The 13,001-nt window shown below is 35.6% G+C and carries 13 protein-coding genes; 3 read left to right on the forward strand and 10 right to left on the reverse strand.

Annotation, left to right across the window (positions count from 1 at the left end):
- Positions 1–235: 235 nt before the first annotated feature.
- Positions 236–1,915: a helix-turn-helix domain-containing protein gene (locus tag FJA49_RS17620; RefSeq protein WP_140002741.1), complete on the forward strand. Its 1,680-nt coding sequence runs from the start codon at positions 236–238 to the stop codon at positions 1,913–1,915.
- Positions 1,916–1,941: 26 nt separating this feature from the next.
- On the opposite strand, the gene FJA49_RS17625 is transcribed toward FJA49_RS17620, so the two are convergent.
- The 10 genes from FJA49_RS17625 to FJA49_RS17670 all read right to left on the reverse strand — a co-directional run bounded on the left by FJA49_RS17625 (position 1,942) and on the right by FJA49_RS17670 (position 7,903).
- A complete protein-coding gene (locus tag FJA49_RS17625; protein ID WP_140002744.1) occupies positions 1,942–2,652 on the reverse strand; it encodes a Cthe_2314 family HEPN domain-containing protein in 711 nt (236 codons plus the stop codon).
- 94 nt (positions 2,653–2,746) lie between these two features.
- Positions 2,747–3,256, reverse strand: a complete 510-nt coding sequence (locus tag FJA49_RS17630; protein WP_140002747.1) for a hypothetical protein — start codon at positions 3,254–3,256, stop codon at positions 2,747–2,749.
- A gap of 43 nt (positions 3,257–3,299) precedes the next feature.
- Positions 3,300–3,578 carry a hypothetical protein gene (locus FJA49_RS17635; protein WP_140002750.1) on the reverse strand — a complete coding sequence of 93 codons (279 nt, stop codon included), beginning with the start codon at positions 3,576–3,578 and terminating at the stop codon, positions 3,300–3,302.
- 49 nt (positions 3,579–3,627) lie between these two features.
- Positions 3,628–4,224 (reverse strand): hypothetical protein, encoded by a 597-nt coding sequence (locus FJA49_RS17640; RefSeq protein ID WP_140002753.1) that lies wholly within the window; start codon positions 4,222–4,224, stop codon positions 3,628–3,630.
- Positions 4,225–4,265: 41 nt separating this feature from the next.
- Positions 4,266–4,709 carry a hypothetical protein gene (locus FJA49_RS17645; RefSeq protein WP_140002756.1) on the reverse strand — a complete coding sequence of 148 codons (444 nt, stop codon included), beginning with the start codon at positions 4,707–4,709 and terminating at the stop codon, positions 4,266–4,268.
- Positions 4,710–4,768: 59 nt separating this feature from the next.
- Complete coding sequence (locus tag FJA49_RS17650; RefSeq protein ID WP_140002759.1) at positions 4,769–5,131, reverse strand: hypothetical protein; 363 nt, start codon at positions 5,129–5,131, stop codon at positions 4,769–4,771.
- 93 nt (positions 5,132–5,224) lie between these two features.
- Positions 5,225–6,025 (reverse strand): hypothetical protein, encoded by an 801-nt coding sequence (locus FJA49_RS17655; protein ID WP_140002762.1) that lies wholly within the window; start codon positions 6,023–6,025, stop codon positions 5,225–5,227.
- 373 nt (positions 6,026–6,398) lie between these two features.
- Entirely contained in the window at positions 6,399–6,869 is a 471-nt protein-coding gene (locus FJA49_RS17660; protein ID WP_140002765.1) for a hypothetical protein, read from the reverse strand.
- Between the two features lie 310 nt (positions 6,870–7,179).
- On the reverse strand, positions 7,180–7,422 hold the full coding sequence (locus FJA49_RS17665; protein ID WP_140002768.1) for a molybdenum ABC transporter permease: 243 nt from the start codon (positions 7,420–7,422) through the stop codon (positions 7,180–7,182).
- Positions 7,423–7,549: 127 nt separating this feature from the next.
- Positions 7,550–7,903 carry an XRE family transcriptional regulator gene (locus tag FJA49_RS17670; RefSeq protein WP_140002771.1) on the reverse strand — a complete coding sequence of 118 codons (354 nt, stop codon included), beginning with the start codon at positions 7,901–7,903 and terminating at the stop codon, positions 7,550–7,552.
- 664 nt (positions 7,904–8,567) lie between these two features.
- On the opposite strand from FJA49_RS17670, the gene FJA49_RS17675 reads away from it, so the two are divergent.
- The gene (locus FJA49_RS17675; RefSeq protein WP_140002774.1) at positions 8,568–11,591 is read left to right on the forward strand and encodes a SusC/RagA family TonB-linked outer membrane protein; all 3,024 of its coding nucleotides are present in this window, start codon (positions 8,568–8,570) and stop codon (positions 11,589–11,591) included.
- Positions 11,592–11,679: 88 nt separating this feature from the next.
- Positions 11,680–12,969 (forward strand): RagB/SusD family nutrient uptake outer membrane protein, encoded by a 1,290-nt coding sequence (locus tag FJA49_RS17680; RefSeq protein ID WP_233590228.1) that lies wholly within the window; start codon positions 11,680–11,682, stop codon positions 12,967–12,969.
- Positions 12,970–13,001: the final 32 nt, after the last annotated feature.

The following is a 13,001-nucleotide window of genomic DNA, read 5'->3' on the forward strand; positions in this document are numbered from 1 at the left end:
GCAAAACTATGTGCAAAATGCATCCCCGACAAATGGTTGTATGGATGTTTACAGCATTTTTACTACCGATTTTCGGAAAATCGCCATAGCTTATTACGGTCTCAATTACTTGGTTTTCAGTTATTTTTAGGTATCTTTGGTAGATTCACCACTTTTTAGGCTGCCCCCGATCTTGTTTTAATACTGATTGTATTAAATGGGTTTCCTACCAATGGAAACTTCTTATATTTAATCTATGATTGTAAGATATTTACTTATAATATCGTTATGCTTCTATCATTGCGCAGAAGCACAAAAGCATATTTCGCAAATTCCTGATTCTCTAAGGAATAAGGATTTTGATTATTTATTTGATCGTATTGTAGATGACAGCATCACCAGCAGCCAGAGATCTGTTTACATGCTTTCTTTTTTGATAAAAGCTAAAACTGAAGAAAATTGGGAAGAACTTTCTAGTGCCTATAAGAATTATGTGCATCATGCACCTGACAGATTTAAGCTTATATATGCTGACAGTATGGTCATGGCAGCAAAAAAAACAAATGATAATAAAGTTATCGGTGCCGCATATCTCTCAAAAGGGATTGCCTATTATGGAAAAAAACGGCTTAAAGAGGCAATGGATATTTATCTTATTGCAGACCATTATATTGAGAAAACAAACGATAAGTATTTAATCTACAAGACCAAATATCATATTGGACAGATAAAATATTATCTGGGTTTTTACCAGGAAGCTATCATTATTTTTAAAGATTGCATTACCTACTTTAAGCGGTCCGACGTTAGGGCGTATTTAAATTCCCTCCATTCATTAGGAGTATGTTATAATATGATTGGCAACCATGGACTTTGTTCAGAGGTTAATGAAACGGGAATTGCAAAAGGTATACAGACAGGAATTCGTAAAATGGAACCCTATTTCATACATTCTGAAGGAGTAAATCAAATTATGATTCACAATTATGAGATAGGAATAAGAAAAATACAATCTTCGCTTCCAAGAATTCGCCAGAACAAAGATTTTGCCAATGAGACTGTAGGCTATTTTTACATCGGTAAAGCTTATTGGGAGTTAGATAAAAAGGAAAATGCACTTGCGTACTTTAAAAAAGTTGACAAATGCTATATAGAACGCGATTATATGCGTCCCGATATAAGGGAAGCTTATGAGTTCTTGATATCTTATTACAAAGAAAAAAATATGGTCAGAACACAACTTTACTACGTTGAAAGACTACTCGAAGTTGATAAAAAGTTACACCGTACATACGCTTATCTTCAAGGAAAAATTCGCAAAGAATATGATACAAAGGAGCTTGTGGAAGAACAGAAAAATCTTCAAAGTTCGCTCGATCTTAGAAAATACAATGATCAGATAGGTCTATCGATAATCAGCGTTATGTTCCTAGTAATAGTATATGGGATTTTGAAGTATTTTAAGAATAAAAAGGAAGCTAGAAAGAAATATGAAGAACTGCTAAAAAAAATTGAAGAAACTGATAAAGCTAAAGCTGATAAAGTTGATGAGCCCGAATTCTCAATGAGTAAAGACGCCGAGATCTCGGTTCTTCGGAGTTTACAGAAATTTGAAAGCAGCAAAAAATTCCTTGAAAGCGATTTAACCCTTACCAAATTAGCTGTCTATTTCAATACCAACACTAGGTACCTCTCACAGATAATTGCTCGTCACAGGAATAAAAAATTTAACGATTACATTAATAGTCTTAAGATTGAGAATATTGCCAAGAGGATTCGTAAGGAAAAAAATCTGCAGAATTACACCCATGATGCGCTCGCTGATGAAGCGGGATTCAGCAGTACCCGAAGGTTTGTAAAGGCCTTTGTCGCTGATACTGGAATAACTCCTAAATATTTTATTGAAGAATTAAAAAAGGAAGATTTTAGCGGATAATCTTTACCGTGTCGGCTTTGCAGGTATTATAATTTTTCCTTGTTAGAATTATACTCTTCATGTAATATGTCTAACATCTGCAAAATTATTCCAAAGCATGCCTCATTAGTTTCCGTGAACTGCAATTTTACTTTTTCTGTAAACTTTTTTAATGCCTGAGATCGTACGTATTTTAATTTCTTGACCTCTTCAGCTGAGTTCCTTTCTATGTAACGTTCTGTTAACGTCGTATGATACAAAGCTTGCAGCCTATAAAGCTCTTTATTAGCGTAGGAATGTCTATGAACCACTGAATTTCTGTCGTTGTAATAATGGTTTAGAATTTGTTTAAGTTCCAAGTATAAGGTTTCAAGTGTTGAATTTTTTATTTTCGGATTATCAATGATCTTCTTATAATTGACTTTACTCTCATCAACTTTAAGATAGAATGCCATATTGATAAATTGTAAAAGCCGGTCAGTAACAGATACAACCCTAATCATATAATTTTCCACGTTGTAAGTTAGATGATCGCCTCTGCTGATCTTGTTTTTTTTATTATAGCTGAAATTATTTAAAAGACTAACGGCATTATCTAATTGAGACAATAGTGATAAGAAGTGGACAAAGTAAAATTGGGTATTGTTTACGTAATACTCCAGTTCAGTGTAGTTTTCTTTGTCAATATCCTTCGTTGACAGATCATCGCCCATCTCCAGGGTAAAGCTATGATTGTAAATCTTATCTAGACTGGTCATATATTTAAATTTGTTATAAATAGAAATAAGCTGTTCTGTATTTTTTTTAGCCTGTATTTTAGTAGTAGCCTTTCATGGTGAGCAACAGTACTGCCTATTGAAAGCTGTTGTTTCCGAAACCTTCATCTAAAATTTCAATTGCTGTAATCGCATCAACTGAATTATTATGTGAGTGTTGCAGGAATTCAGCTATTTGGGTAATCGGTTCCCAATTAGCCAAGACAGCTTGGTGTGAAAAGGCAATCAAGGAATTCCTATTGGTTTCAAAGGGTGGATTTGAGTTGTCTATTAATTGATCAACATAATTGTAATCATTTGCGGAGTGGCTCTCGTCAAGAGAAATATTGTTCTGCTCACAATAAATTCGCTCCGCTTCTAAGCCCGCATAAAATATTATCGCTGCGTCTTCTATTACCTCAGGATCTGAAGCAGTATCAACAGAAATTTCTTTTCCTTCTAAAAGTAGTTTTCTTCTACTTAGGGTCACAAATGTTTCACCCGTAGAATCTGATGTCAATCTGATATCTCCTGTTAGGAAGTGGTAAGATGATAAATAAGAAAGCACCACGTGGGCAGCTTCATGTAATGAGGTTAATTCTATCATATTCAGTTTTGTTTTTATACGTTCGTGAGGTTTGATCACATGATTATTTTCTTCCGCACAGTCTTTTAAATTCAAACCGGACGTCCTCGAAAGTGGGAGCGCCGATTCTTGATATTCTTGTATAAGTATCAATTCCGTTATCTGTAGCCATTGCGTTCCAGAAAAATTCTTCCACCTTGCCTGCATCTTTTAAATTATTCAATCTCATTCTTGTAGCCCTAATTTTTCTTTTGATAGTGAGATCTGCTTCGGGGTTGTTCTCGGCAGGATATAGAACATGCTGTTCAAGAAAATCGATAAGTTCTTGTTTTGTAGAATCCATTGTACTATAGTTTTAGAAATGAAATAATTACATAAATGAAATTGTGGCATTATTGTAAAACAGTGGTTGCAGTAATTTCTACGACATCTTCAAACGCAATATCTTTTGCACCTCTCTTGATCATCTTATCATAAAAGCTAGGAACCATTTGGACTAAAAATAGTCTATAATTATGCTTACAGGCTATCTTAAATATTTCTAGTATAATTTTTTTGCCAAAGCCATTACACTTCAAACTATACTCTATAAAAATATTTGATATTTCGATATTCTTTGAATCACGGTTTATTACAAGCCTGATTAAAGTGCCACGACTGTTATCGCTTACGGTCTTATCGTTAAAATAAAATTCAACTGCGTCTTCTGAGTTGTAATCGCTATAAGTATGATTGTCCAACATTAAAAGATTCGAATCAATAAAGCTATATATTGCCTCGGTGATGTGATCATTTATAAAGTATACGTCGGTGCCTTCAATATGCTTTATAACTTTATGATCTTTGAATACATAAAAGTTTCCATTATCAAATTTTACAGTTGAATGTCCTTTATCGTCTTCACCCATGTAACAGCCGTTGTATCTGACCTGGCCATTTATTTGTTTTCCACCGTGCAGGTCTTCATTAAATTTTTCTTCTAAAGTCATAATTGTGTTTTTGCTAAACTTAATACTGCAAGTCATTATAATTATTTCAATTCTGTGAGACGATCTATTTCTTTATCGGAATAGTTTCCCCAATCTCGATGATTGATCGAAAATAAACCTTCATCAACTTTGTTCTGGTACTCTTGAATTAGTATTGATCTAATACCATTAATACCTTCTATTTTAGAGAATGAACTATCGGTTATATAAAGGTTTCCAAAATTTCTGTAAAGTTCACTTGGGGAATCCTTATCGAAAATTCCTATTACGTACTCTCCAATATTTCCGCATCTTTGGAGTGAAATCTTGATCGGTAGGGATTCGTCTACGATTTCAGATAAAAATTCTTCAACTGATAATAGTTCATCGTCAGGTGTAATTATTGTACTTGCTCCAAGAAGAAAAGGTATGGTTAGGCCATTGCTAAAATAGCCTCTGCCATCAAAATGAGAAAGTACTTTTAACCATAAAGATTGATTGTCCATGTTTTAATATTATATGTTGCTTAACGTACACTAAATTTAACTCCTGCTGCTTTTAAGCGCTACAAATTATTTTCATTCATAATTGGAAAAGCCGTTTTTAGGACATCAAATATTTCCTTAGGCTCTGGAGATGCTGCCACTATAGCCCGTGATTCCGATAAACGTGCAATTACGTCAGGATTAACCTTTTTCTTAGTTGCTGTTGTGATAAGTTTGTTGTAAGCCTTATCAAGATAGGATTTGACCTTTTCAAGTTTCTTTTCAAATTCTTTTTGGTTAAATTTGAAATTGCCGACGTTGGCATGTTTAAAATTGTAGTGTTTTATCAGTAAATCTTCCCAAGTATCTGTATCAGCACCATGTTTGAAACGATCACAGTCCCAGCATCTGCGAATAAAGAATTCATAAGTTGTATTGTCCATGCTTTATCCTGTTGTCTTATATAATAAATTGTCAAAAATTAAATCATCAAATTAACAGAAAGTAGTTGATTTTTCAGCGGCGATTCCCATAATTTATTTTTGCAGGTCTTTCATTAAGAAATAATCTTTTCTAGTTTTCAGATCCTCAAATATTTCGGTAAGCTTATTCTCCACATACCTGTTAGTGTAATCATCAGAGAAATATTTTAGATCCGGATAGTTTTTAAGCAAGGAACTTTTGTAAGTGGCTTTAAGTCTTGTTTTATCTGCTGTCAGTCTTTCAATGTCAGCAATTGCGTCAAAACAGTATTCAGCCGTTACGTGAATCAATTTGTCTTTTGGATCACTTATAACAGAATTATATTTTTCGAGTGATTCGACAGCATCTAGTTCAAAGAAAAAATATTTGTAAAACTCCTCAAAGCCATGAATTAAATCTTGGACGTATATATCTTTTTCACTTGATATTAATGCCCGAAAAGGGGCTCTTTCCATTGGGTTAATATATTTTAAAATACCTGCACCGCGACAGATTCCAAGGAGTATAAAAAGATAATTATGAAAACGTATGTTGATTTCCTGAAAATATGGAATCATTTCTCCCCAAGTAACTTCCTCTCCGTTTTTTAGTTCGATTCCGTCATCGAAGCCATGGGCTTCAATATGTAAAATAAAAAAATGGTTCTCATCAACGGCCTTGCGCACCAACTCTTTTAAAAGCCAAAATAATTTTTTTCGGTCATTGATATCGTAAAATTCAGCACTGAGGTCCGGAAATTCAAATGTCTTATATTTTATTATTGTTGAATGTAAATTGAAACCGGTCTTCGTTTCATGATCTGGCAAAGATTCGATAATTACCAGTCCAAACTGTTTGATTTCTTCGCTTGTCATAATTAAATTTCTGTGATCAAAATTGTATTCTTAAATTACACTATATCGGCTAATATGAGTAAATAGAATTAAAAACTGCTTGTTTGACTTTCCAGCATAATATATCGTTGTCCCTAAAATTTTAATTCTTATTTTCTGTAAATTATTTCTTTGATGATCCGGCAGATTTTGATGCACCCGATGACTTCGAAGCACCATTAGATTGTGAAGATCGACTTGAGTTATTACTTCTGCCATCTCCAGATTTATTTCCTGTGGTTGAAGGCCATCCTCCAGCATTGCCCTGTCCTGATTTATTACTCATGATATTGTTTTTAAGTTTATTTGTAGACTTTATAATCGTTGCTATCGAATAAAAATCATTGTATAAAATCTAACGTATAGGTGTTATAGTCGAAATTAACTTTTCAAGATCTTTATGTTCCAAATAGGCGTGGAAATATTTGTTTATACCAGTGTAGTTGAAACCTTTAAAAATTTCAACTTTAAATTCTCGGGGATAATAATATACATCTTGGACTTTCGCCAATTTGTATAGTTCTTCGTTAACTTTTGGATTTATTTGGATCGTAATAATTTCAGAAAGCTCACTTTCATATTTTTCAAGTCTTATTTCAGCCTGATTTTCTAAAAGAATTTCTTCATTTAAAAAATACTCCGCATTTACATTAAAAGACCTTAAACTTTCTAAAATTGCATTATCTAATTGGTCAAATTCTGGAAATGCATATTCTCTATAATAGGCAAGAAAACCTGTAAAGGGATTCCATTCTTTTCCAGACAGTTGTATTACACGAAGGTATTTCCAGTTTTCTACAGGTAACAGTTGAATTATTTTCCTCATCATTAATATTATTGATATTTTATTTTAAATATCGTTCAAAATTTTATTTTCTCCAAGGTTGATTTCTTATACAAAATAACGTCAGCCCGATATATGCAAGCCTTGATTTGTATAGTTCGCGCCAAACTTACAAAACCATCTTTGCGTTATTTTATGGTTTTCCGTAATTGACTATTAAAAGGTGCAAAATAATTCTTTTAATGATGAAAAGACTACCGTATAAATACCTGTTTTTTGATTTCGAGAGGCCATAAAAAAAGATGCATTTGCATCTTAAATATTGTAAATTTCATAAAATAGTATTAGATACTTATAGGATCCACTTGGCAAATGCGAGTGCCAATACTCCAAGGATAATAAGCAGTCCTCCCATAAATGCGAGTATGCTCTCCCAAAATGGGGTCAGCAAAGCGTTACGGTAATTTTTAAAACCCTCTGCTCCCGAAGAATTCCGGCGATAGAATACTCTTCTGCCAATAAATAGCTTAAGGGCGATTCCGATGATTAGTGCTAATACGCCGAAAATAATCAATACAGCATTGTCTCTGTTCATAGCAGGTAGCTTTAAATAAATTAAACTATGTCCAATTTTCTTTGAATAAAACTTTAAAGTTAAATCCTTATACTACTTTATAAAAAAAACGGAGTATTTGACCTTCCTAACTATTTTGAAATTACTATTATATTTTAATATTGGATATAGTATTTTTTAAATTTTCATAGTATGCAATCTTCATTTTGCTGAGTTTTTTATCTAGCTTAATACATTCCTCAACAATTGCTAATATTTCATTTTTGCTTTTGAGTATAAACAAACTACAGAAATCAACCTCTAATTCTTGACTTACAGAATAAATGGTGTCCCAATTAGTTGCGTGTGCATATTTTTCCAGTCTAGCAATTTTGGTCTTATCAGAATCAATTGATAACCCTAGACTTTCTTGAGACATTTCTTTCTTCAGTCTTGCTAACTTTAAAACACAACCTATCTGAATATTTAAAAGTTTTAGTTCTTCTGCTCCATATTTAATCATATAGTAAAATTTCGGAAAAAAGCTTAAATTATTCGATACATATTTGTATTGAATAATTATTTTATTATATTTGACTATTAGAATACATCATTTGATGTAAATTTGCGATTCTTCAATAGAAAATATTTGAAGCATTCGCTTTGAACCCGCATCGGAAAACTGGTAATTTTAGCACGCGGGAAGATAAGTGCAAATGCTCACGCCTAAAAGGGCGTGGGCTCACTTATTCGTGTGCGGGTATACCAGTACCTCCGATGCAATAAGATGAGTACCCGCGCCTCTTTTTTTTGGCTCTCTCTCAACTTCTCAAAGCTACTTCACGATATAAAACATCGCAGCCCTATGTTTAACCATTATCGGTTTGCCTATGTTGTAGTTTCTTTTTTCATTTTTATAATGCCTGGCCCTGTACTGGTATCCTGCTGAGTTAGTCGGGGGAAGGGCCGGGTTATTTTATTATCAAGCTTCGCCATTTACAAAATCTGCAGTATGCAGATCCCAAAAGCATACAACAACATCTATTAACATATAAAATAACCAAAACCAAATTATGCCTATGACGAAATAATTAACAAGAAAAGCCTTCTGTACTAGTGCGTCAACATAGGATACAGAAGGCGAGATAAAACCAAACTTTAGTTCAATTTTAAACCTTTCTAAATTTATGAAAAATCTTTCATTTAACAAAGGCAGGCCTTCCTGTCTTTGTATTATTATTTTTGCAATGCTTCTTTCAAATCATATTTACGCTACTGAACTAACGTTCGGAAGCTACACGAAGCAGTTACAACATCAAATTACAGGCACAGTTACCGATGCCGCGGGACCACTTCCAAGCGTAACGGTCATTGTCAAAGGAACTACAACTTCAGTCATAACAGATGAAAAAGGCAATTTTTCAATTACGGCTAATTCTACAAACGTGCTCGTTTTTTCATTTATTGGCTATGCCACGCAAGAAATTACCGTTGGAAACCAAACTTCAATAAAAGTAATATTGTCCGAAGATAGCACTCAGCTTCAAGAAGTGACTATTAATGCGGGCTATTATTCAGTAAAGGAGAAAGAAAGTACCGGAAGCATTTCACAAGTTACTGCAAAGGATATCCAAAACCAGCCCGTAACTAATGTCCTTTCTGCTGTGCAGGGCCGTATGGCGGGTGTCAATATTACACAAAATACCGGGGTGCCCGGAGGAGGTTACAGTATTCAGATCAGAGGGACTAACAGTCTTCGATCAGAAGGAAACAATCCACTGTATATTATAGATGGAGTACCAGTTGCAGCGCAGGATGCCTCTATGCTTGCGGGGACTATCTTACCCGCCGGATCAGTCAATCCGCTTAATGCCATTAACCCCAACGATATCGAAAATATTGAAATATTAAAGGATGCTGATGCTACTTCCATTTACGGTTCACGTGGTGGTAATGGCGTGGTACTCATCACAACTAAAAAGGGAAAGGCAGGGGAAACATCATTCAGTATCAATTCAAGTTCGGGCTTCAGCAAGGTAGCTTCTGAAATGGCGATGATGGATACGCAGCAGTATTTACAAATGCGCCGCCAGGCATTTTCTAATGACGGAATAAATACGCTCCCTGATTATGCTTATGATGTAAACGGCACATGGGATCAGTCAAAATCTACCAATTGGCAAAAAGAACTCATCGGCAGAACAGCATTTAATACTATGTTACAGCTGTCCATTAGTGGTGGTAATGAAAACACCCGGTTTTTGGTTAGTGGGAGTCATAATGTGCAAAGCACAGTGTTCTCAAATGATTTTATCTACAAGACCAATAATCTTGCTACTAATATCAGTCACCATTCCGTTGACAGGAAATTTAAAATGAACTTATCAGGGTTATTTTCATCACTGAGCAACAATGTCATTAATGAAGACCTGACAAAGCAGGCTTTCTATCTCAGCCCTAATGCTCCCGTACTTTATTCAGCTGATGGTACATTAAACTGGGAAGGAAATACCTTTACTAATCCCGTAGCAGCTTTTGAAAGTACTTATAGCTCTGACACCAAAACATTCAATACCAATATCAATCTAAGTTATGAGTTACTTCCATCGTTTTCATTAAAAATGAATGGAGGCTTAAATTATCTCTCTTTTTCAGAAATGTCACTCAGGCCAAATACAATGTACAATCCGGCTTACGGGATAACGTCTGCGGGTTCCATGTCCTTTAAGGGAAGCCAGAACCGCTTTTCGTATTTATTTGAACCGCAATTGCAGTACACATTGACAACGGGAAGCCATGAATTCGATTTTTTAGCTGGGGCAACATACCAGCAGAATAATTCAACGGCACTAAATGCGGAAGGATATGGTTTCCAAAGTAATGCTTTATTGACCAATTTATCCGCAGCAACAACACAAGTCGTTTCTCAGGATAGCGAAACCCAATACAATTACGGCGCGGTATTCGGTAGGGTAAATTATAAGTTCCGCCAAAGGTACATACTGAATCTTACCGGAAGAAGGGATGGATCAAGCCGTTTCGGACCCAATAACAGGTTTGCAAATTTTGGAGCAATTGGCGGTGCATGGATATTTTCACGCGAAAATTTCATGAGCAGTAGTAGCTGGCTAAACCATGGTAAGTTAAGAGGCAGCTACGGGAATACAGGCAGCGATCAGATTGGAGATTACCAATATCTTGACACCTATTCCGTTACTGGCAATCTATATGGAAACTATACAGGTCTTGCACCCTCAAGGTTATACAACCCTAATTTCAGCTGGGAAAAAACAACAAAACTTGAAGCTGCTCTTGAATTTGGGATGTTTAACAATCGCCTGAATGTAACTGCAGCCTGGTATCGCAACAGGTCAGGCAACCAATTGGTGGGTATCCCGCTACCTGCTACAACGGGATTTGCAAATATACTAGCTAATCTTCCTGCTACCGTAGAAAATAGGGGCTGGGAATTGGAAGCGACAATTGTTCCCTTCCAATCAGGGGCTTTGCGATGGGAAGTCGGCTTTAATATCAGCATTCCTAAAAATGAACTTCTCTCCTTTCCAGGTCTTGAGGGCTCAACCTATGCTAACCGTTACGTCATAGGACACCCCGTGTCTATAGCCAAACTATATAATTTTGAGGGTATCGACCAACAGACAGGCTTGTATAAATTCACCGATTTCAACGGTGATGGAAAAGTTTCAGCTCCTGAAGATAACAAGGTAATTAAAAATATTGGAGTAAGTTATTTTGGAGGTATATCTAGTAACGTGACTTATGGCAATTGGAATTTTGCATTTCTGTTTCAATTTGTAAAACAAAACCAGTGGAATTATAACAGCATGATGCCAACACCAGGTACGATGAACAATCAACCCGTCGAAGTCCTGAATGTCTGGTCCCCTGAAAATACTTCAGGAACTTATATGGCTTATACTTCCGGTGCTGATTCTCAAAAGAACCTCTTGCACGGATATTTAATGAACAGCACAGCTGCTGTAAGTGATGCCTCTTTTATACGATTGAAAAATATCCAGCTCAGTTATCGCCTCCCTGTGAAGCATTTTATTAAAGATGCGCTGATATATGTTCAGGGTCAGAATTTGCTAACCTTCACAAATTATTTTGGTCTTGATCCGGAGTTTACGCAAACTGGCTTTCTGCCCCCTTTAAAAACAGTATCCATTGGTGTACAATTAAATTTTTAATAATACAGATATGAAATTATTACAAAAAATAGCTATAGTATACGTACTGTTTACTGTAGCATCATGTGACGAATTGATAGAAGCTAATTTGCCAAATAATCAAATTGGGGCTGTACAGGTATTTGAAGATCCACAAACAGCGTATGCTGCGCTTTCAGCATTATATGCCAACTTACGACAACAGTCACTTATCGCAGGAAATAACTACGGAATGGGAGCCCTCTTGGGATCATACAGTGACGAGCTTAATAGTTATTACACTGACCTTAATGGTTACAAGGATGTTAGCGGCAATCAGATACAACGTACCAATTCTGTGGTCGCAAGTGTATGGACAAATGCCTATCAGCAGATTTATTCTGCCAACGCCATAATTTTAGGTGCGGAAAAATCTTCTGCACTTATAGTGGTAGATAAACAGCAGATAATAGGAGAGGCATTGCTTATCCGATCCATGCTTTATTTTTACCTGCAAAGCATCTTTGATGAAATTCCATATACAACGGTTCTTGATTATAATTATAATCGTAGTCTGGGCAAAGTAAGTAAAGAGCAAATGCTGGCTTATCTTGAAACAGACTTAACAAATGCAGCAAATTTGCTAAGTGACAACTATCGTGATCCTGAGCGTATTTATCCCAACGGCAAAGTTGCACAAATTCTTCTGATACATATCTATCTTTTACAAGGTAAATATACAGAGGCACAGCAAATGGCTTCCTCAATAATTCAGTCGCCCATGTATCAGTTTCAACCTGACATTTCTGAAGTTTTTCATAATTCAGGTACGCACATATTATGGCAGTTAAAACCTCAGTACAGTGGTGATTCCACACAAGAAGCTTCTTTCTATTATTTTAACGACGCTCCTCCTTCAGCTTACGCCCTTTCCGAAGACCTTATCTCTGCCTTTGCGCCAGAAGATCTTCGCAAGTCACAATGGATAGAAGGAGTTAATGCCCAAGGCAACAATTGGTACAGATCCAGTAAATACAAAAATCTTTCAGGTACTAACACTAATGAATACTCAATTATTTTCAGGCTGGAAGAAGTATACCTTTTACTGGCTGAAGCTCTGGTGATGCAGGACAAATTGCCTGAAGCATTGCCATACCTTAATGCCACAAGGTTAAGGGCGGGTCTGTTACAGATACAGCCTGTAACCAAGGATGCTTTTATGGATGAAATCCTTTTGGAGAAAAGACGTGAGTTCTTTGCCGAGCAGGGCATACGTTTCACGGATTTAAAAAGAACCGGAAAGTTAGGCCTGTTAACTAATGTAAAGCCAAATTGGACCCCTTATAAAAGCGTGTGGCCTTATCCTCAAAATGAATTATTGCTTAATCCTAATCTGGCACCACAGCATGAAGGCTATTAGAATTTATCAGATCCAAAGCATATTGTGTTTAA

Origin of the sequence: Flavobacterium microcysteis (assembly GCF_006385255.1) — a bacterium.
GTDB classification, from domain to species: Bacteria; Bacteroidota; Bacteroidia; order Flavobacteriales; family Flavobacteriaceae; genus Flavobacterium; species Flavobacterium microcysteis.

Excerpts from the sequence above, each read along its gene's own strand:
- FJA49_RS17620 (WP_140002741.1), top strand. The coding sequence starts at position 236 with ATGATTGTAAGATATTTACTTATAATATCGTTATGCTTCTATCATTGC.
- FJA49_RS17660 (WP_140002765.1), bottom strand. The coding sequence starts at position 6,869 with ATGAGGAAAATAATTCAACTGTTACCTGTAGAAAACTGGAAATACCTT.
- FJA49_RS17640 (WP_140002753.1), bottom strand. The coding sequence starts at position 4,224 with ATGACTTTAGAAGAAAAATTTAATGAAGACCTGCACGGTGGAAAACAA.
- FJA49_RS17675 (WP_140002774.1), top strand. The coding sequence starts at position 8,568 with ATGAAAAATCTTTCATTTAACAAAGGCAGGCCTTCCTGTCTTTGTATT.
- FJA49_RS17650 (WP_140002759.1), bottom strand. The coding sequence starts at position 5,131 with ATGGACAATACAACTTATGAATTCTTTATTCGCAGATGCTGGGACTGT.
- FJA49_RS17665 (WP_140002768.1), bottom strand. The coding sequence starts at position 7,422 with ATGAACAGAGACAATGCTGTATTGATTATTTTCGGCGTATTAGCACTA.
- FJA49_RS17625 (WP_140002744.1), bottom strand. The coding sequence starts at position 2,652 with ATGACCAGTCTAGATAAGATTTACAATCATAGCTTTACCCTGGAGATG.
- FJA49_RS17670 (WP_140002771.1), bottom strand. The coding sequence starts at position 7,903 with ATGATTAAATATGGAGCAGAAGAACTAAAACTTTTAAATATTCAGATA.
- FJA49_RS17645 (WP_140002756.1), bottom strand. The coding sequence starts at position 4,709 with ATGGACAATCAATCTTTATGGTTAAAAGTACTTTCTCATTTTGATGGC.
- FJA49_RS17635 (WP_140002750.1), bottom strand. The coding sequence starts at position 3,578 with ATGGATTCTACAAAACAAGAACTTATCGATTTTCTTGAACAGCATGTT.
- FJA49_RS17630 (WP_140002747.1), bottom strand. The coding sequence starts at position 3,256 with ATGATAGAATTAACCTCATTACATGAAGCTGCCCACGTGGTGCTTTCT.
- FJA49_RS17655 (WP_140002762.1), bottom strand. The coding sequence starts at position 6,025 with ATGACAAGCGAAGAAATCAAACAGTTTGGACTGGTAATTATCGAATCT.